The sequence below is a fragment of the Flavobacterium aquiphilum genome (genome assembly GCF_027111335.1).
Lineage (GTDB): Bacteria > Bacteroidota > Bacteroidia > Flavobacteriales > Flavobacteriaceae > Flavobacterium > Flavobacterium aquiphilum.
Genome location: NZ_CP114288.1, coordinates 4497568 through 4517197, shown reverse-complemented (window position 1 = coordinate 4517197; position 19630 = coordinate 4497568). Strand labels below are relative to the sequence as shown.

Genomic DNA, 19630 nt, shown 5'->3' with positions numbered 1-19630 from the left:
ATCTTATGGCATTTGATATTGAAATGATTAAAAAGGTGTACGGCACTATGGCAACTCGTGTGGATAAAGCACGTGAGATTGTTGGTCGCCCACTTACTTTAACGGAGAAAATTTTATATAGTCATCTTTGGGATGGAGTTGCTACGCAAGCCTATGGAAGAGGTGTTGATTATGTTGATTTTGCTCCGGACAGGGTTGCTTGTCAAGATGCAACAGCTCAGATGGCATTGCTGCAATTCATGCATGCCGGTAAATCAAAAGTTGCAGTGCCTACAACGGTTCACTGCGATCACTTGATTCAAGCCAAGGTTGGTGCTTCTACAGATTTGGCCGTGGCAAATAGTCAGTCTAAAGAAGTTTTTGATTTTCTGTCATCCGTTTCAAATAAATACGGAATTGGTTTCTGGAAGCCGGGATCAGGAATTATTCACCAAATTGTGTTGGAAAATTATGCTTTTCCCGGAGGAATGATGATAGGTACCGATTCGCATACCGTAAATGCGGGTGGATTGGGGATGTTGGCCATCGGAGTTGGTGGAGCTGACGCAGTGGATGTAATGTCCGGAATGTCTTGGGAACTGAAATTTCCGAAATTAATCGGTGTAAAATTGACCGGAAAATTATCCGGCTGGACGGCTCCAAAAGACGTTATCCTAAAAGTCGCCGATATTCTTACCGTAAAAGGAGGAACCGGTGCTATAGTGGAATATTTTGGCGAAGGCGCTACTTCAATGTCTTGCACGGGTAAAGGGACAATCTGTAATATGGGTGCCGAAATTGGCGCTACAACATCTACATTTGGTTATGATGATTCGATGCGCAGGTATTTGGCGGCCACAGATCGTCAGGATGTAGTGGATGCTGCCGATAAAGTGGCTTCTTACCTGACTGCCGACCCCGAAGTATATGCCAATCCGGAACAATATTTTGACCAACTTATAGAAATCAACCTATCGGAACTGGAACCGCACATCAATGGGCCTTTTACGCCGGATCGCGGAACTCCTGTTTCTAAAATGAAAGAAGAAGCAGCGGCTAACGGTTGGCCAATAAAAGTAGAATGGGGATTGATTGGTTCTTGTACTAATTCTTCTTACGAAGATATGGCTCGTGCCGCTTCGATTGTTGAACAAGCCGTTGAACACGGAATCACCCCAAAAGCTGAATTCGGGATTAATCCTGGGTCGGAGCAAATTCGTTACACGATTGAAAGGGATGGGATTATTTCTACTTTCGAAAAAATGGGAACCAAAGTATTTACAAATGCTTGTGGTCCTTGTATTGGGCAATGGGACAGGGCTGGAGCCGACAAAGAAGAGAAAAACACCATTGTACATTCATTCAACCGTAATTTCTCCAAAAGGGCTGACGGTAACCCAAATACTCACGCCTTTGTGACTTCGCCCGAAATGGTGGCTGCATTGGCTATTTCAGGGAGATTGGATTTCAATCCGCTTACTGATACTTTATTGAACGATAATGGCGAAGAAGTAAAATTGAACGCTCCGTTTGGTGACGAATTGCCAAAAAGAGGTTTTGATGTTGAAGATGCCGGTTTTCAGGCGCCGGCCGAAGACGGGTCAAATGTTCAGGTAAATGTAAGCCCCACTTCAGACCGTTTGCAGTTATTGGCTCCCTTCGAAGCTTGGGACGGTAAAAACATTTCAGGTGCCAAATTGTTGATCAAGGCTTTTGGGAAATGTACCACAGACCATATTTCAATGGCGGGACCATGGTTGCGTTTCCGCGGCCATTTGGACAATATTTCAAATAATATGCTGATTGGTGCAATTAATGCATTCAACCAAACCGCAAATTCTGTTAAAAATCAATTGACTGGTGCTTACGAAGCCGTTCCCGCTGTGGCGCGTGCCTACAAAGCGGCCGGAATTCCGTCCATTGTCGTTGGTGACCACAACTATGGCGAAGGATCTTCCCGCGAACATGCCGCGATGGAACCCCGTTTCTTGGGTGTAAAAGCCGTGTTGGTTAAATCATTCGCCCGTATCCACGAAACCAATTTAAAGAAACAAGGTATGTTGGCGTTAACATTTGCAAACGAAGGGGATTATGACAAAATTCAGGAAGATGACACAATTAATTTCCTTGATTTGGTTGATTTTGCTCCGGGTGTTCCATTAAGTTTAGAGCTTGTTCATGCAGATGGAAGTAAAGATATAATCTTTGCTAATCATACTTACAACGAGGGACAAATTGGATGGTTTGTTGCAGGTTCTGCACTGAATCTAATTGCCGCTGAGGCTTAATACATAAATGTTTAAAATCTTTATAGTAGAAACTCTCAAGGAAACTTGGGAGTTTTTTGTTTGATACAGATTTATAAAGGAGAATCTGAGTTTTTGAAAAGAGATTAAAACTGTTTGATTCTATTGGGTTTTGTGTTTTCAAATTCGTTAATATCAATACTGATAAAACTTGATGAAGGATATTGGGAGTAATAGTTTTCTTTGAAACCGCCTATTATATACAATTTGTCTTGAAAATAATGAAGTTTTGATGCTTTCAAAGGTAAATCGATTAGATATTCCTTCATTTCTCTATTATTGATGTCGATTGTATATATTTTTTCGTTTTCAAAGACAAATATTAAATTTTCTTTGTGGTCAATTGCAGGATAATCCAAATTGTCAAATAATTCTCCTTCTGTTTTCCAGGTTTCGGTAGTCAAATCAAAGCTTTCTATGGATGATAAAGGCTTTCCATTGTTACCACCAATTAGAAATATCTTGTCTTTAATCAGAGTTCCGTTTACTTCCTTAGATGTTGGCATATTTGTTAATTCATACCAATAACCGGTATTTGTGTCGAAAGAATGTACTTTGTTAGTGTATTCTTTTGCTTTTTTTTCATTCATTTTTACTGAACCTCCCATTACTATTATGGAGCCGTTATAGGCGAAAGAGGCAAAATTAACAGCTTGATGCGGATTGGTGTTGTCAATAGTTACCGTTTTTTTATTCGTGTCAAAAACTTCAATTTTGTCATCCAGATATTCAAATTTACCGTTGGCAGAAATCCTTTTGCCTCCTAAAACATAAATGGTATTGTTGTAAGAAATTAAATTATCATAGGCTCTTTTTCTGAATTTTATCTCTGAAGTTTCCCATAGGTTTGTTTTTAAATCGTAAATCAATAGATTGCCATTGTAATATTGACCGGAAAACTGAAATTGAAGTTCTTTGAGGTAGTCTTCTAATTTAGTATCAGGATTTGAATTTTCATATTGTAATTTTTTCCACGCATCTGTTTTGAAGGAACCATCACCACCAATTATATATAATTTATCGTCTCTTAAAACAGAACCAAACGAAGAAATAGGATGTTTTAATGAAGGCAATTTTGTAAAAGCCAATTTAGATTTTAAATTTTTATGTTCAGAAGTAACTATTACGCCGTCTAAATATTCTTTTTTCTCATCAAGAAGAACCAAATAATTATTCTTTTTTAATTCAAATAGACTAATTTTTGTTGGTGTATATCCAATATGTGATACATACAGAGAATCATTTTCCTGAAGTTTTTTTGAAGAGGTTAAATTGAATTTTCCTTTTTCATCACTTGTTGTACTCTCTCTGTTTTGGTTGAGCGTTACATTGGCATCCTGAATGGGCAGGTTACTTTTTTTATCCAAAACTATCCCTTTGATATTTTGTGTAAATACAAATAATGGGGTAAGAAGTAAAAGAAAAATTATTTTTTTCAAGAGACAATTTATTTAGATACGAATTAGCAGCTTAAAAGTACTATTATTTGTGGGAATAATATATAATTTCTGTCAGAAATTAATGATTTAAGTTGCTGGGGATATTTGTTTAAAGGGAACATGGACAAACGAGCGACAGTGGGGATTATCCGTAAAGATTTGTCATTTCGACCAGCGGGAGAAACGAAGTTCAGCGAAGCTAAATCACATAACGTGAGCAACTAATGTGATTTCTCCTTTGTCGGAATGACAAACTACGCGTAAAACCTTGTGAATTCGATCATTTTCAACTCTTTCGAAGACTTGCGATTCGCAACCGTGCCCTCAAAGATTGATTTTTTTTTAGTCTTTTGTGTTAACTTTATGGCTTATGATCGTGGGCATATATTGCAAATCCACACAATATGGATGGTCTGATTTTTATGCTTTGTTTGCAATACTTTGCGGGCACAGAATGCAATTCTGCGCTATCGTTGCCGAGACATGTCATGGGTGTTCGGGTTTATCATTCGATAACGAAATCTCTAAGCGCTTTCCTGCCTTCAATTATAAGTTTCGACGATTTTTCTTGTTCTTCATCTTTTAATTTTATAGCTGTCGACAATCTTTCATGACCGTATTCCGAATATTTGTCTATACCCAGTCCCTTTTCAAAATACGCAATAGATTCTGTATAGAACCCTTTATTTTTAAGTATATTTCCAATGTTAAGAATAATCCAGCTTTGTTGTTCTCCAGCAATTTCATTAGCTCTTTTACAAGCAATCATTCCCAAGTCATAAAGATTTAATTGAACATAGCAATTACTTAAATAACCCCAATACTCTACATTGTCATAGCTTTGGGTTAATGGCTTCAAGAAAAATAGCGCAATATCATTAAGATTGAGATCCAGAGCAATTCTAGCGTACTCATACTTTATTTTTTCATTATTTGGATGTTTTTGATAACACGCATGCACAACTTTTCGAGCTTGTTCCCAAGATTTTTTATCTCTCAATATTGAAAGAATATTAAGTGTTATATCGATACTGTCGCTAGGTTTCTTTGTAGATAGGTATTCAATAACTTTGTCTTCGCCTTCTGTCTTTTTGTAACAATCGGCAAGTGTCAAAATAAGTGACTCATCTTCTCCAAATTTTACAATTGCGGCCTCCAATATGGAAATTGCATGGTCGTAGTAATCGTCCCAAAGATAGAATTTTGCGATACCATGACTAACAACCAATTTCTCGGGAAATTCTACAAGTAATTCCTCCAACGCTTTTTTACCGTCTATGGAATCAGATTTAAATTTGCAGTAAGAAATCCATATTTTCTTTTGAATGACTTCATCTTCGTCTATTTCAGTGGCAAGTTGTTTTTCTAATATTTTTATTGCTTTTTCATAGTCACCTTTAGCAAAAATGGAATACCATACATCATCTTCATAGTTATTCGTTCCTTCTGTTTTTTCCGGCTCCTGAGCTGTCTCAGTGCTTGTATTTAATAATCCTTCTTTTTGAACTTGTGTTCGGATTTGATGACAAACCGGCCCAGTTGCAGCTTGGAGGCTATTGTCTTCGCGTCTAGCATCATATGTGCCTGGAGTGACACCAAGTAGATCTGTTGGTAGGTGTAATTCCGAGTTTGCCGGAATAACGAAAAAAACACGTTGGCGAGTTAGTTTTCCAATGAAAAGACCAAATTCGAAAAGAACATTATCGCGAACAACACTTTTTGTTTCTTGTTTAATTGTGGCAATATCATCTTCATTAAATACGAAAATTCCAAAGTCACTTTTATTCAAGATTTCGAGTAATGACTCAATTGTTGTTTTGGAAAGTTCAAACACTCCTTGATCCCAGACAGTGACATCGGCATCATGAGTTAAATTTTGTTGAATCGAATAAGCAACGCCCAAACCGGCGACAGATGATCCGATAAAAATCTTTGGTTTCATAGTTTATAGTTTCTTAAGCTCGCATATAACTTGTTTATATGTGTGACTTCCTCACATACATCCACCCCAATATGGATAGCTTTGTGTAAAAGACGTCAGTTTTGTTTTCCCAAATATAATTAATTTGTCTCATTCAACTTAGGTTATTTTTTAATCATTTCTCGCAGGGTTTCCATCTGGATTTCCATTTTTTGTATGATCGCCTCTTTCTGGGCAAGTTCTTCTTTCAGGGTTTTTTCGCGAATAGTTTCAAAACGATAGGGTAGGTATTCGCCCAAGTGCGCAATAAAATTGTAGTTCATTGCCATACTGAGTTTCCATATAATGGCAAACTGCAAGGACTCTTTCTTGAAATATTCGTTCAATCCCGTTGGGAGTATGCCTAGTGCTCTGGCAACATCGGCTTTCTTGATTTTATTCTGGATAATGTAATAATGGATAAAATTGCCAATCGCTGGGTAATGTTCCCCTTTTCCATTCTTGTATTTGTTGCTGGTCGATATCATTTTTTGTGTTTTTAAGGTTAGGAATACCTACTGTTTTTCTAAAAAAGTAGTGCTAAACACTAATAGTGTTGGTTGGAACTACATTGTTTATTGGTTCAAACTACATATACTATTGGTTCGAACTACATATAGTATTGGTTTAAACTATATACTTTATTGGTTCTAATACCATATAGTATTGGTACAAACTAGTTGTTCTATTGGTTCGTCGAACCAATAAAGCAGGTTTAAACTACCTATGTTGTTGGTTCGAACTACATACAATTGCTTTTGGATAACAAAAAAGAACGGCAAAAAAATCGCCTCTTTTATTTCAAAAGAGGCGATTGCGGTTATTTTTAAGCAAATTGTTTTGCTACACCGCAGGTAGTACGGGCGGTACCGTAACGGCATTTCCGCCGCTAGTGGCAAAACGTTTTTTGAGTTGATCGACGATGCTGTCTGCTCCCTGAACTCCGGCATCGGCTGCCGCCCCAAAGGATTTGTAGAGTGACAGTGCTACAATGTAGGCCTCACTGCCTGCCAGCATTTTGGTGTCTTCAATACGCTCACAAAGCTGGTTTGCCAAGCCCGAGATTTCATCCAGTTGTGTAAATAGCGTTAAATCATTTTGCATATTTGCCACCGAAAGATAAGACGGAACAAGTGTTGGGTTGTTTACTGCCGCATTAATGGCGTCTTCGGTAAACGCCTTGTTGGCGACATCAACAGCGATTAATGATTTTCTCTCATCGGCGGTTAAACCTACGAGAAACGGAAGGTTGGTTAGAATAGTTTGGAAAGCGGCTTTGACTGCCGTTACCTGTGCTGCCGTAGCAGTGGCGTTTACGCGATTGTTAAGCAAATTTGACATAAAATAGTTGTTTAATGGTTATTGTAATAATAGTTTACAAACCAAATATAAACTATTCTTACTTTTTTAAATAGTTTTTTTCTGTCAATTTTCATGTATTTTGTTAAATGTGTAAGTAAAAAGTGATGTATGTGAGTAAGTAGAAAGATTTTATGGAATACTGTTGTAGTCTTGACAGAGGAGTGAGTATACTTGTTTAAAGGTACTCCTGTTTTTAATTAACCGCGTTGCAAACGCTACGATTTGTTTTTTAATTTAAATAGGTACTCGTCGCAGACAAGCACCAGAGAGCAATTTTGAAGCAAAAATAAACCTCGCTCTAAATACATAAAACGAGGTTGTTTTTTACAGCTTTTTTAAACTTCGTTTCTTTTTTAGAAGTTGTGCAACAGTTACAAGTGTTAGCTGTGGTTTTTTTCTATTTCCGATGGGTTTATTTTAAATTCTGTTTTAAATGTCCGAGAAAAATGAGCGAAACTTATAAAGCCAACGTCATAGTAAACTTCTACTGGTTTTTTGTTTTGTTTAGTAATTAAAAAATGTGCCAGGTCAAGTCGCTTTTTGATAAGCCACTTACTTGGTGTTTCTTTAAATATTTCCTGAAAATCTCTTTTGAATGTTGAAATACTTCTTCCTGTTAGTTTTGCAAATTGTTCTAACGGAATATTGTGCGTAAAATTTCTATTCATATAAGCTTCTAAATCAATTTTAAAATCATCTTGAAAATTGAATAGAAGATTTTGCATTTGTGTTTTTTTAATCAAAAGCTCTATGATTTCGTTGGTTTTTATTGTCGCCAAATTTTCGGTTAACGCATCTGGATTTTCAAAATAAGGGACAATAGAGTCAAAAAAACCTTTTAAAAATGGGTCGTGAGGAAATATAAAATTTGGTTTGCCTGTATACTGTCCTTTTGGTAAAATGTTATGTTCTTTAGAGAAATTATAAAGTGTTTCTTTAGGTAAAAAAACACTAATTCCCATAAATGGTTTATTGTCTTGGGGCAGTTTTTGCGTTTTTACCAATTGATTTTTTGATATAAAACCAATCTCGCCAGCATTGTATTCGGTAGTTTCTGTTCCGTTGTTAATTGTCATTTTTCCTGTTAAGATAAATGACAAAGCAAAGTCTTGAACAAAGGGCTCAAAATCCTTTTTTGGTTCGCCTGAGCAAGAGAAAAGAATATTTATTTTCGTTCTGTCTTGTACCATTTAGTGTTTGAAATGTGTTAGTTTTTCATAATAAATAGTGGCTCTTTCTTTTGAAAAATAATCTATAAAGGCAAAGCCTGCTCCAAAGATTATTAGAGCCATTGCAATTGCCTGTAAATTTACGCTTTTAGAAAAATATAATAAGCTCAAAGCGACGATAAAACAAACCGCACTAACACCAATTGATAAAGGGTATAAATATTGAAAGCCCTCCACTCGTTTTATTTCGGTTTTTACAAATGCTTTATTGTCTTCTTGGAAAATCTGTTCCACTTTTGCCATTTTTTTACTGTTAGAATTAACCATCGTAATACCTGTTACAGCAAAAAATAGTCCTATCACAAGTAAGGGAATTAATAATGCTTTTGCCGATGGTCCACTTCCAAAAAAATAGAATAGTAAGGACGAAATAATTAAAATCAGTCCAAAACCTAATATAAATCTGCCTTCAAAAATTTCTCCGTTGTACCAATCAAAAGTGTCTTTTATCATAATTTCATTTTTTAAATTAAGGAACATAGATTTATCTGTCTAAAGATAAATCTATGTAAAAATATTCTATTTATTTTAAAATGATTATTGTGCATTATAACCGCCATCAATATTTAAAATAGTTCCTGTCATAAATGTATTTTCGTCAGAAGCTAAAAAGTAAATTGCTTTTGCAATATCTTCAACTTCGCCTAATCTATTCATCGGATGAATGGCTTCAATGCTTGAAACATCATATGTTCCCGAAGCAATAGCGTTTTTCAAAATATCTGTTTTGATTGCTCCTGGTGCAACTGCATTAATACGAATTCCTTGTTGTGCATAATCAATAGACGCACCTTTTGTTAAACCTACAACTGCGTGTTTTGATGCATTGTATTGTGCGGTTGCATACAAGCCATTTAATCCTGCTATAGATGCTAAATTTACAATTGTTCCGCCACCTGTTTTCAGCATTTCAATAATTGCATATTTCATTCCATAATAAACGCCCATTACATTGGTTTCAAGCATTTGTTTTAAGTCATTAGATTCTGTTTCAGCCAATATGGCATTTCCTAATGAAATCCCCGAATTGTTTACAATAGAATCCAATTTGCCAAACTTTTTAACGGTCGTTTCAATAACTGATTTTACTTGTTGTTCGTTTGTTACGTCTAAAGGTATAAATGTAACATCTGCTCCATTTTGTTTAAAGTCAGCAAGTACAGCTTCTTCTTTGTCAGCATTTCTGCTGGTTATTACTACATTGTAACCATTTTTTGCAAAATGTAGAGCAGTTGCTTTTCCAATACCTGTTGTTCCTCCTGTGATAATTACTGTTTTTTTCATTTTATTGATTTTTAATGATTTATACAGCAAAGGTAAGTTGATGTTAAATGAAAAATTTGTCTGTGAGGTTCAATGTTTTTGTCTGTCGAGTTCTTTTGATTTCACTCGGTAAAATCACAGCTAACTTGTATTATACTCAGTTTTTTACTCATTTGTTGAGTTTAGTTATCTTTATTTGGCTAGCTTTGCTCAATAGTCGTCAGTTTTGTTTTCCCAAATATAAATGATTTAACTCAATTTAACTTAGGTTATTTTTTAATCAATTCCCGCAGGGTTTCCATCTGGATTTTCATTTTTTGTAGGAGTGCTTCTTTCTGGGCAAGTTCTTTTTACAGGTTTTTTTCTTTGCACGATCTTTGTGTTTCCTATGAGTAAACATTTTCAGGGAATTCATTTCTTATGCGGAATTTCGGTTAAAAGCTTAAGCTTCGGTATGCTTGAAATTAAATGATGAAATCGTATCTTTAATGAAATTAAAAGTGTAGAAATGAATACGATGTCAACCAGAATCCAGACCCGAAAAGAAGAATTGGCAAACGGAATTTCACATGTCCTCGGGATACTTTTTTGTTTGATTGGAATACCTTTTCTTATTGCAAAAGCAAATGAAGGGCACAATTTTGTTACAGTAACCTCAGTTATTGTATTTGGGATTGGAATGTTGTTGGTTTATACGTTTTCGACTTTGTACCATTTGGCACAAAAGGAGAAAAAGAAACAAGTGCTCAAAATCGCAGATCATATCTGTATTTACTATCTGATTGCCGGGACTTACTCACCTTTGATGATTGCTTATTTGGATAAAAAAACTGCTTTGGTTTTTTTAGGGATAATGTGGTTAATCGTTTTGTTTGGGACTTTTTTTAAGGTTTTTTACGTTGATCGTTTTAGGTTTGTTTCGGTTATGATGTATGTGCTTATGGGATGGATGATTGTTTTTGTATTAAAGCCTTTGCTGGAGGTTATGCCTATGTCAGTTTTTTTATGGATAGTTGCGGGAGGAATTAGTTATTCTGTCGGGGTTTATTTTTATATGAAAAGTTATAAAAAGTACTTTCATGTAATTTGGCATTTCTTTGTGCTTTTGGGTACGATATTTCATTATATCGCTATTTTAAAAAGTTTGTGAGAATCTTAAAAATAGTTAATAAAAAGTTAATATTATCGACGAAATGCAGGTAATTGTAGTTTTCTTAAGAATTTTAGTAAGTTTTTAATTTTTGTTTCTACTTAATCACTTATATTTGTAATCCTTCGAAAAAAGTGCTTTTTTGAGGCAGAAAATACTGCAATTTAATAATTCCCTCAAAGTGCATGTATTTTAAAGAATGAGGAAAAAAATTAAATGATGAAGTATTTTAAGCAAATTGTTATAGTCCTTTTTTTATGTAGTATTAATGTTTTTTCGCAGGAGAATAACATCAAACACACGATAGTGAAAGGGGAAACAATTTCCAGTATTGCCCAAAAATACAATGTCTCAATTCCTTCAATTTACAAGCTAAACCCAAAAGCGAAAAAAACTTTGCACCTTAATCAGGTTTTGTTGATCCCAAATTCCGAATCAAAAAAGAGTGATAATTTGGCGGTTGCAGATACTGAAAAAATCACAGAAATCAAGCATCAGATCGTACCCAAAGAAACCTTATACGGAATTACAAAACAATTCAAAACAACTACAGAATTACTCTATAAAGCCAATCCTAAATTAGAAACAGAAGGATTGAAAGTGGGTCAGACAATTACGATTCCATCTAGCCTGACTAAAACCGAAATTGCCAGTTTGTCAAATTCAACTGGACAAGAAACTGCTGAAAAAGTTGAAACAGTTACTTCTTTAACTCATGAAGTAAAATCTAAAGAATCGTTGTATGTTATTGCGAAGATGTATGGTGTTTCGTTAAAAGAATTACAAGAAGCCAATCCAAAAATAGGGAAAAAAGGAATTAAAGTTGGGCAGACAATTGATATTCCAAGCAATGGAAAAATGCCTGAGAAGGAAGTTGTCGCTGAAGAAGTAAAAAATGTAGTAAAAGAATCTGTTCCCACAAAAGAAACCAAAACTGAGATTGCCAATTTGCCAAAAGTAAAAGAACAGGAAATCGATGAGAAAAGCGAAACGGTTACTTCTTTGACACATGAGGTAAAACCAAAAGAGTCTTTGTATGTTATTGCGAAGATGTATGGCGTTACATTAAAAGAATTGCAGAATGCTAATCCTAAAATAGGGAAAAAAGGAATAAGGGTTGGGCAAACGCTCGCTATTCCAAGCAACGGAAAAATGCCTGAAAAAGAAGTTGCCGCCGAAGATGAAAAATCGGTTGTAAAAGAATCTGTTACTGCGGTTGCTGAAAAAGAGTTTAAAGCGAAAGAGGCAAAAACGGAAACTCCAGTTAATACTTCTGAAATCATTCATGAAGTTTTGACTAAAGAAACTAAATACGGAATTGCCAGAAAATATGGTATTACCGTAACTGAATTAGAAAAGCAAAACCCTTCCATTAAACAAAAATTGAAAGTTGGTTCAAAATTAACTATTCAGGTTCCTAATGATAAATTTGAAGAAATAAACAAAGACAAAGTTGTTGAAAATAAAGAAAGAGTAATAAAAGAAGTAGCAAGCGCCGTAGTAAAAGATACGAGTACTATAACTTCAACTATTCCCAGCAGAGATTTGATAGATAAACTGATTCAATCAGCAACAGAAATGATTGGGACTAGATATAGAAGTGGCGGTACAACAACAGCAGGCTTTGATTGTTCTGGTTTGATGTATTCTACTTTTGCGTCTTTTGATATAAAATTGCCTAGATCATCGATTGAACAGGCTTCTATTGGTGATAAAATTAATGATGAAGATGTTCAAAAAGGCGACTTGATTTTCTTTAGAACTAATGGTAGACACCACATCAATCACGTTGGGATGGTTATTGAAGTTGCTGAAGATGAAATAAAGTTTATTCATTCCTCGACACATTCAGGAGTAATAATTTCTTCGACCAAAGAGCCTTATTACCAAAGAAATTTTGCACAGGTAAATCGGGTTGTCAAATAAATTTAAAATACTATAAAAAAAAACTCTTAAGATTTCTTAAGAGTTTTTTAGTTTTTGTAAAGTTTATTTTTTGTCAGAAGCTACAATATATCCAAACAAACCGTGCTCTTCGTCATCAGGACCGGCAGTGAAATAGAGTCGGTTACGAGATGCTTCATAAGCGGGGGCTTCTTGAGGAGGATATGAAATTTGCCACAATCCTTCAATTTCTAATGGAGAACCATTTTTTTGGAATTGACCAATTAATTTTCCTTTACCGTCAAAGGCATTGATGCGTCCGTCTCCAAAATTTCCGATGAGGATTGTTACTTGTGATGGAGGAAAATCAGGAGTTGTTTCAAATCCAGTGGTATATTTCATGAGTTCTATTCCCCAAGGAGAGTTGAGGGTTCCTTGTGATGCAAATCGTTCTATTAGTTGGCCATTGGTGTCAAAAACATTCACATATCCATTGCCTTCTCCAGCTTCATCGTCTTTATTTTCAGGTCCTTTTTGTTTGGCATAGGTTACAAATAATTGTCCATTTATTGCTTTGATGTTAAATGGTGCGAAGCCGGCCGGAATTGTTGGATCAGCAAACATGTCGTTTCCAACGAAATTAAAATTTTCGTCAAACATGTCCACTTTTCCATTGTGAAAATCCGTAGCATAAAGAAACCATTTACCATTATTGTTTACCATTTCCAGACCTTTGTAGACTGCTCCTTGTGCCGATCTGTCTGCGACCGTTACTGCATTATTTCCAGTAGCCCATGCTGCTACAGTTCCATTTTCGGTAACAAAAATGAAGCGACTTGCCCTTGCTGCAGAAGGAATGATAAATGTGGTGGTTGTGTTGAACACCTGACCTGTTGGATTGCCTCCTCCGGTTCCAAACGGAATATGGACAGGAACTCGAAGCGTTTTTCCTGTTTGGTCGTAAATAGTAGAAACACTAGTCTCGGCTGCAGAAATCCAAATTGCACCGCCAGGATTAAAGGCAATACCCCATGCATTTACAAGATTTGGGTCAATGAACTGAGGATTGTATTCTGCCACATCTGAAACCAGATTTACTTGGGTGTAATTAACGTTGGTTTTGAATTTTTTTCCGGTAAGATTTGTGTTCATTCCTGAATCTGTAGTTGACTCATAATTGTCGCATCCTGAAAAAGCCAGAAACAGCATAATTGTAATCAAGGTAACATAAATTCTTTTTTTTGAATTCATGATTGCTTTGAAATCACTTTTTGATGATTTGTTTTCCATGTCATAATTTTTTTTGATGTTTATAAATGGTTTTTGTTACTCATCCTTTTAATGAAGATTTTTATTTTGGAGTGTACCTTTTATAGAGCATTAGTGCATGGAAACGTATTGTATTTCATTACAAGGAATATGATTTTATTCTTTTGTAAAACAGTTTTTTAATAGTGAATTAAAGAACTGTAACAATAGAATATAATTTTAATTATGCTTGATTTGGGGAGTTTTATTTCTGACTTCTGATAGTGTCAATGCATCATCTGTGAGGATGTCAAACTTTGGGGTAGTTTGTTTTGGTTCGGTTGGTATTTTGGTTTGCTTTTTTTAAAAAAAGAGCTATAAATTTAAGAAATAATTTTAATATTTTATGTTTAAAACACTTGTTTTTAATTGGTTGTGTGTTTTTATGTATGGTTTTCAAAGCTTTGTTAATTTAAATCCTAATTGTATTGTTAAAAATAATGAGCTATTTATTAGTTCGATTCTCATTGATTTTTGGGCTTCATCTTTTTCTTAATATTAGTCAGTTTATAAAAAAAGTATATCTTTAGCCAACCAAAAAATAAACCAATAATAATGGAAGAAAACAAACCAGTTGAATTTAAAAGAGAACTCGGATTATTAGACGGAACCATGCTTGTTGTGGGATCAATGATAGGATCGGGGATATTTATTGTGAGTGCCGATATTGCCAGACAAGTAGGGTCAGCAGGGTGGTTAGTGTTAATATGGCTGATTTCAGGATTGATTACGATGATCGCAGCAGTAAGTTATGGGGAACTAAGTGCCATGTTTCCCAATGCAGGAGGGCAATATGTTTATCTCAAAGAGGCTTATAATAAATTAGTGGCATTTTTATATGGCTGGAGCTTTTTTGCCGTAATTCAAACTGGGACTATTGCAGCGGTTGGTGTTGGTTTTTCCAAATTTGCTGCTTATTTATATCCGCCTTTTAGTGATGAAAATGTTTTGTATGAGTTGGGTGATTTTAAATTAAATGCTGCCCAAATTGTGTCTATAGTTACTATCATTTTATTGACTTATATCAATAGCCGAGGGGTAAAGAACAGTAAAATTCTTCAAACGATTTTGACGATAATTAAAATTTTATCCCTTTTCGGATTGATTGTTTTTGGGTTTATATTGGCCGCCAAGTCGGATATTTGGAATGCCAATTGGTCTGGTGCCTGGGGAGCAAGAGCTTTTGATGTAAAAACCGGGACTTGGTCTTCGATAGGTGGAACCGCTTTATTAACCGGAATTTCGGCTGCAATGGTTGGTTCTTTATTTTCAAGTGATGCTTGGGTTGGAGTGACCTTTATCGCGGGAGAAATTAAAAACCCAAAACGCAATGTTGGACTGAGTTTGTTTCTGGGGACCTTTATTGTGACGATTATCTATATCTTGGCCAATTTGATGTATTTGGCTGTAATTCCGATGCAGGAAATAGCAACGGCAAAATCGGATAGGGTAGCTGTGGTTGCTTCCCAATATACTTTTGGAGATATGGGAACCATCATTATTGCCTTGATGATTATGATTTCGACTTTTGCCTGTAACAACGGATTGATTATGGCTGGGGCGAGAGTGTATTATACGATGGCCAAAGACGGTTTGTTCTTCAAGAAAGCTGCCGTTCTTAACGATGCGAGTGTGCCGGCATGGGCTTTGTGGGTACAGTCTTTCTGGGCTTCAATTTTGTGCTTGACTGGTAAGTATGGAGATTTGTTGGATTATGTAATTATCATTGTATTGATTTTTTACATACTTACTATTTATGGAATTTTTATTTTGAGAAAGAAAATGCCAGATGCAGAAAGACCGTACAAGGCTTTTGGGTATCCATTTTTACCATTAGTATATATAGTTATAGCAGTTGCTATTTGTATAGGTTTGTTACTGACTAAAGTTTCAACTTGTGGATGGGGAGTATTGATTATGTTGACCGGTATTCCGGTATATTACTTGACCAAGCCAGAAGAGTAGGATTGAAATTATTATAGATAAAAAAAGAAATCCGTCCTCTAATTGAGACGGATTTTTTTGTTTTCTATAAATAAAGGAAAGCTATTTTGGATACTTTCATAAAAACAGAAAACCCGTGTTGTTGAGCGACAACCGGGTTTTTCTAGTGTGTAGTAAGCACTTATCTAATATTAGCAAACAGCGTTTTCTAATACTAACTCTTCATTAAAAGGAAGGTTCCAAGCTTCGGCTACTCCTTTGTAAAGGATTTTTCCGTTGGCAATGTTTAATCCTTTTTTTAATTCTTCGTTTTCTGCACATGCTTTTTGCCATCCTTTGTTTGCCAATTGCAGAGCGTAAGGTAAAGTGGCATTGGTAAGAGCCAATGTTGAAGTATATGGGACTGCACCTGGCATGTTGGCCACGCAGTAATGTACGATATCGTCAATGATGAAAGTTGGGTTTTCGTGAGTTGTTGGAGTACAAGTTTCAATACATCCTCCTTGATCTACAGCTACGTCTACAAGAACAGTTCCCGGACGCATAGATTTTAACATGTCACGTTTAATCAAATGTGGTGCTTTTGCTCCTGGGATTAATACAGCTCCTACTACCAAATCAGCTTCTGTGATTGCTTTTTTGATATTATAGTCGTTAGACATTAGAGTTGTTACATTGGCTGGCATGATATCATCCAATTGTCTCAAACGAGGTAAACTTACATCCATTATAGTTACTTGAGCTCCCAAACCTGCAGCCATTTTTGCAGCTTGAGTTCCTACGATTCCACCACCAAGAACTAATACTTTTGCAGGTGGTACACCAGGAACACCACCAAGAAGAATTCCTCTTCCTTTTAATGGTTTTTCCAAATATTTAGCACCTTCTTGAATTGACATACGCCCAGCAACTTCAGACATTGGAACCAATAGTGGTAAACTACGATCTGTTTTTTCTACCGTTTCGTATGCCAAACAAATAGCTTGACGCTCAATCATGGCGTGAGTTAATGGTTCTGATGAAGCAAAATGGAAGTATGTGAAAAGTAATTGGTCTTTTTTGATAAGAGGATATTCAGAAGCGATAGGCTCTTTTACTTTAATGATCATTTCAGCAATGCTGTAAACTTCTTCGATAGTTGGCAGAATTACTGCACCGGCAGCGACATATTCTTCATCTGAAAATCCGCTTCCTTCACCAGCAGTTGCTTGAACATAAACACTATGACCGTTATTTTTCATCTCAGCAACACCTGCCGGAGTTAAAGCAACACGGTTTTCGTTATTTTTAATTTCTTTTGGTACACCGATTATCATAACAGTTCTTTTTAGTGATTAAATCAATATTTCAATACAAATGTACTAGATAAAGAAAATTTTTATTCACTTGAAAAATAAATAAGAAAATTTTATTTTTAATTGTTATTTTAGTAGAAAATAATTTGGTATGCATGCCTTTTTATATTTCTAAAAAGAAAATTAATCTGATTATTTTGTTACAATTTAACTAATTTAATTAAATTTTTGTTATGATTTTAGATGAAAACGACAGAAAAATATTGCGGCTTCTGCAGAACGATGCGCATTTGACATTAAAAGACATTTCAAATCGAATAAATCTTTCGTTAACGCCAGTTCATGATAGGGTAAAACGGCTTGAAAAAGAGGGAATTATTGAGCGGTATGTTTCTGTTTTGAACCGAAAAAAATTAGGTATGAACCTGACGGTTTATTGTCAGGTGACTTTGGTGAAACAGACATTTGATATTTCGGATAGTTTTAATCAGGCTATATTGAATTTGCCCGAAGTGGTAGAGTGTAATTTCGTTTCTGGAAATTTTGATTATTTGCTCAAAATTGTATTGCCGGATATGGAAAGTTACCATCATTTTCACCAAATGAAACTCTCGATTTTGCCTGAAGTGTCTTTGATCAACAGTTTTTTTATTATTTCCGAAGTAAAGAGTACGACTGTTTTACCTATTTAGAAGCAAGATAATAGATGAAAGATAATAGAGGAGAATGATGTTTAATTGTATTACCTGATCTTTATAATAATCTTGGATGTTTACAGTATCCTGCGTGAAGGATAGAAGCAATCCGCCAAAGCGGAGCGGATAGCCTGACAGCATCCTCATAAAAGGGCGTGTACCCGCAAAGTTGATAGCCCTTTTATGGGGATGGTGGCACGCCCAAATGAATTTTAGAATTTTGGATTTGATTTGTAACCAAAAAAAATCCGCTCGTTTCAATAACGGAGCGGATTTGTGTTTTCAGGCTGAGGCAATTTAATAACAAAACAACTAAAATTAAAAACTAAAAAAAGCACTCCCCAGCCTGTAAGCTGAATACTAGTAGTATGTAAAACGTCTTACTTTGGCAATGTATTTGGCAAGGCGAATAACCTGATGGCTGTAGCCGTATTCGTTGTCGTACCAAATGTACAGCACTATGTTTTTTCCGTCATTTGAAACGATGGTGGCATTACTGTCATAAATCGATGGAGCGGAAGTTCCTACGATATCAGATGAAACCAATTCGTTGTTGATTGAATATTTAATTTGCTCTACCAATTCGCCTTGGAGCGCGTATTTTTTCATGATTGCATTGATGGCTTCAACGGAAGTTTTTTTGCCAACTTCAAGGTTTAAAACAACCAATGATCCGTTTGGAACTGGAACCCGAATGGCATTTGAGGTTAATTTACCTTCTAATGATGGTAGAGCTTTGGCAACTGCTGATCCGGCGCCGGTTTCGGTGATAACCATGTTTAGAGCTGCGGCTCTTCCACGACGGTATTTTTTGTGCATATTATCGACCAGATTTTGGTCATTGGTGTAAGCGTGAATCGTTTCCAAATGTCCTTTTACAACTCCAAGGGTATCTTCAATCGCTTTTAGGATAGGAGTAATCGCGTTGGTGGTGCAGGAAGCGGCTGAGAAAATGTCAATCTCGTCAGGGTTGTATTCATTTTGATTGACACCGTGAACGATATTTGGAATCCCTTTTCCTGGCGCAGTAAGTAATACTTTGTCTACTCCTTTTGAAATTAAATGACGGCTCAAGGCTTCTTTGTTTGTGAAAGCACCTGTGTTGTCAATTACCAAAGCATTATCGATTCCGTATTGTGTATAATCAATTTCTTCGGGAGCGTTTGCGGTAATGATATGAACGGTTGTGCCATTAATAATTAAGGCATTGTTTGCTGTATCGGCAACAACTGAGCCTTGAAAATCGCCGTGAATAGAATCGTAACGCAATAAAGAAGCTCTTTTCTCTAGACTTGTTGCATCGTTTTTGTCTCGGGTAACGATGGCTCTCAAACGCATTTGTTCTCCTTTTCCTGTTTTGGACATTAGTTCTCTTGCTAATAATCTTCCAATTCGTCCAAAACCATAAAGGATTACATCTTTCGGTTGGATTTCTTCGGAAAATTTTGCTTTCTTTAATTTGTCTAGAACAAAATGTCTCGCATCAGGATATTTTTCATCTTCCAGGCGGTATTCGTAAGTTAATTTTCCAATATCTAATTTTGCTGGAGGTAAATCCAAAGTAAGAATAACATTGGCTATTTCGACTGAGTCTGAAACCGAAATGGGTTTGCCTACAAATTTGCCTGCATAGTCATGTAAGTTGATAATTTCGCTTACGTTTCTATCGATTAATTGATTGCGGTATAAAACGAGTTCGATTGATTTGTCGTACCATAAATCACTAATGATTTTGATTAATTCTACTCCTGAACGTCTTCTGTCGGCTTGAAATGAAACCTCTTTTTCGTATAAATCTACATTATTCATTTTGAAA

General features: G+C 35.7%; 15 protein-coding genes. 5 read left to right on the top strand and 10 right to left on the bottom strand.

Going from position 1 to position 19630, the window contains the following annotated elements; genetic code table 11:
• The first annotated feature begins 5 nt into the window (after positions 1-5).
• Positions 6-2267, top strand: a complete 2262-nt coding sequence (locus tag OZP12_RS18275; protein WP_281226520.1) for an aconitate hydratase — start codon at positions 6-8, stop codon at positions 2265-2267.
• Between the two features lie 104 nt (positions 2268-2371).
• On the opposite strand, the gene OZP12_RS18270 is transcribed toward OZP12_RS18275, so the two are convergent.
• The 7 genes from OZP12_RS18270 to OZP12_RS18240 all read right to left on the bottom strand — a co-directional run bounded on the left by OZP12_RS18270 (position 2372) and on the right by OZP12_RS18240 (position 9559).
• The gene (locus OZP12_RS18270; protein ID WP_281226519.1) at positions 2372-3724 is read right to left on the bottom strand and encodes a Kelch repeat-containing protein; all 1353 of its coding nucleotides are present in this window, start codon (positions 3722-3724) and stop codon (positions 2372-2374) included.
• Between the two features lie 505 nt (positions 3725-4229).
• The gene (locus tag OZP12_RS18265) at positions 4230-5666 is read right to left on the bottom strand and encodes a TIR domain-containing protein (RefSeq protein WP_281226518.1); all 1437 of its coding nucleotides are present in this window, start codon (positions 5664-5666) and stop codon (positions 4230-4232) included.
• A 143-nt stretch (positions 5667-5809) separates the two neighbouring features.
• Positions 5810-6172 (bottom strand): transcriptional regulator, encoded by a 363-nt coding sequence (locus OZP12_RS18260; RefSeq protein ID WP_281226517.1) that lies wholly within the window; start codon positions 6170-6172, stop codon positions 5810-5812.
• Between the two features lie 355 nt (positions 6173-6527).
• Positions 6528-7025 (bottom strand): hypothetical protein, encoded by a 498-nt coding sequence (locus OZP12_RS18255; protein WP_281226516.1) that lies wholly within the window; start codon positions 7023-7025, stop codon positions 6528-6530.
• Between the two features lie 401 nt (positions 7026-7426).
• Complete coding sequence (locus OZP12_RS18250; protein WP_432419512.1) at positions 7427-8236, bottom strand: helix-turn-helix domain-containing protein; 810 nt, start codon at positions 8234-8236, stop codon at positions 7427-7429.
• Positions 8237-8728, bottom strand: coding sequence for a hypothetical protein (locus OZP12_RS18245; protein ID WP_281226514.1), 492 nt, complete (start codon positions 8726-8728; stop codon positions 8237-8239).
• A gap of 84 nt (positions 8729-8812) precedes the next feature.
• Positions 8813-9559 (bottom strand): SDR family NAD(P)-dependent oxidoreductase, encoded by a 747-nt coding sequence (locus tag OZP12_RS18240; protein WP_281226513.1) that lies wholly within the window; start codon positions 9557-9559, stop codon positions 8813-8815.
• Positions 9560-10046: 487 nt separating this feature from the next.
• Here OZP12_RS18240 and trhA point away from each other — a divergent pair, with 487 nt between their 5' ends.
• Both trhA and OZP12_RS18230 read left to right on the top strand, forming a co-directional pair.
• Positions 10047-10688: a PAQR family membrane homeostasis protein TrhA gene (gene trhA, locus OZP12_RS18235; RefSeq protein WP_281226512.1), complete on the top strand. Its 642-nt coding sequence runs from the start codon at positions 10047-10049 to the stop codon at positions 10686-10688.
• 216 nt (positions 10689-10904) lie between these two features.
• A complete protein-coding gene (locus OZP12_RS18230; protein WP_281226511.1) occupies positions 10905-12614 on the top strand; it encodes a peptidoglycan endopeptidase in 1710 nt (569 codons plus the stop codon).
• 63 nt (positions 12615-12677) lie between these two features.
• On the opposite strand, the gene OZP12_RS18225 is transcribed toward OZP12_RS18230, so the two are convergent.
• Positions 12678-13862, bottom strand: coding sequence for a TIGR03118 family protein (locus tag OZP12_RS18225; protein ID WP_281226510.1), 1185 nt, complete (start codon positions 13860-13862; stop codon positions 12678-12680).
• Between the two features lie 573 nt (positions 13863-14435).
• On the opposite strand from OZP12_RS18225, the gene OZP12_RS18220 reads away from it, so the two are divergent.
• Positions 14436-15845: an APC family permease gene (locus tag OZP12_RS18220; RefSeq protein ID WP_281226509.1), complete on the top strand. Its 1410-nt coding sequence runs from the start codon at positions 14436-14438 to the stop codon at positions 15843-15845.
• A gap of 170 nt (positions 15846-16015) precedes the next feature.
• Here the strand turns inward: OZP12_RS18220 and ald are convergent, their stop codons facing one another.
• The gene (gene ald / locus OZP12_RS18215) at positions 16016-17140 is read right to left on the bottom strand and encodes an alanine dehydrogenase (protein ID WP_281226508.1); all 1125 of its coding nucleotides are present in this window, start codon (positions 17138-17140) and stop codon (positions 16016-16018) included.
• A 212-nt stretch (positions 17141-17352) separates the two neighbouring features.
• On the opposite strand from ald, the gene OZP12_RS18210 reads away from it, so the two are divergent.
• Positions 17353-17811 (top strand): Lrp/AsnC family transcriptional regulator, encoded by a 459-nt coding sequence (locus OZP12_RS18210; protein WP_281226507.1) that lies wholly within the window; start codon positions 17353-17355, stop codon positions 17809-17811.
• A gap of 363 nt (positions 17812-18174) precedes the next feature.
• Here OZP12_RS18210 and OZP12_RS18205 read toward each other — a convergent pair whose 3' ends face one another.
• The gene (locus OZP12_RS18205) at positions 18175-19623 is read right to left on the bottom strand and encodes a glyceraldehyde-3-phosphate dehydrogenase (protein ID WP_281226506.1); all 1449 of its coding nucleotides are present in this window, start codon (positions 19621-19623) and stop codon (positions 18175-18177) included.
• Positions 19624-19630: the final 7 nt, after the last annotated feature.

What these genes read in the sequence shown, in the direction of transcription:
- OZP12_RS18275 (WP_281226520.1), top strand. Translation starts at nt 6, where the DNA reads ATGGCATTTGATATTGAAATGATTAAAAAGGTGTACGGCACTATGGCA.
- OZP12_RS18265 (WP_281226518.1), bottom strand. Translation starts at nt 5,666, where the DNA reads ATGAAACCAAAGATTTTTATCGGATCATCTGTCGCCGGTTTGGGCGTT.
- OZP12_RS18260 (WP_281226517.1), bottom strand. Translation starts at nt 6,172, where the DNA reads ATGATATCGACCAGCAACAAATACAAGAATGGAAAAGGGGAACATTAC.
- OZP12_RS18255 (WP_281226516.1), bottom strand. Translation starts at nt 7,025, where the DNA reads ATGTCAAATTTGCTTAACAATCGCGTAAACGCCACTGCTACGGCAGCA.
- OZP12_RS18250 (WP_432419512.1), bottom strand. Translation starts at nt 8,236, where the DNA reads ATGGTACAAGACAGAACGAAAATAAATATTCTTTTCTCTTGCTCAGGC.
- OZP12_RS18245 (WP_281226514.1), bottom strand. Translation starts at nt 8,728, where the DNA reads ATGATAAAAGACACTTTTGATTGGTACAACGGAGAAATTTTTGAAGGC.
- OZP12_RS18240 (WP_281226513.1), bottom strand. Translation starts at nt 9,559, where the DNA reads ATGAAAAAAACAGTAATTATCACAGGAGGAACAACAGGTATTGGAAAA.
- trhA (WP_281226512.1), top strand. Translation starts at nt 10,047, where the DNA reads ATGAATACGATGTCAACCAGAATCCAGACCCGAAAAGAAGAATTGGCA.
- OZP12_RS18230 (WP_281226511.1), top strand. Translation starts at nt 10,905, where the DNA reads ATGATGAAGTATTTTAAGCAAATTGTTATAGTCCTTTTTTTATGTAGT.
- OZP12_RS18225 (WP_281226510.1), bottom strand. Translation starts at nt 13,862, where the DNA reads ATGGAAAACAAATCATCAAAAAGTGATTTCAAAGCAATCATGAATTCA.
- OZP12_RS18220 (WP_281226509.1), top strand. Translation starts at nt 14,436, where the DNA reads ATGGAAGAAAACAAACCAGTTGAATTTAAAAGAGAACTCGGATTATTA.
- ald (WP_281226508.1), bottom strand. Translation starts at nt 17,140, where the DNA reads ATGATAATCGGTGTACCAAAAGAAATTAAAAATAACGAAAACCGTGTT.
- OZP12_RS18210 (WP_281226507.1), top strand. Translation starts at nt 17,353, where the DNA reads ATGATTTTAGATGAAAACGACAGAAAAATATTGCGGCTTCTGCAGAAC.
- OZP12_RS18205 (WP_281226506.1), bottom strand. Translation starts at nt 19,623, where the DNA reads ATGAATAATGTAGATTTATACGAAAAAGAGGTTTCATTTCAAGCCGAC.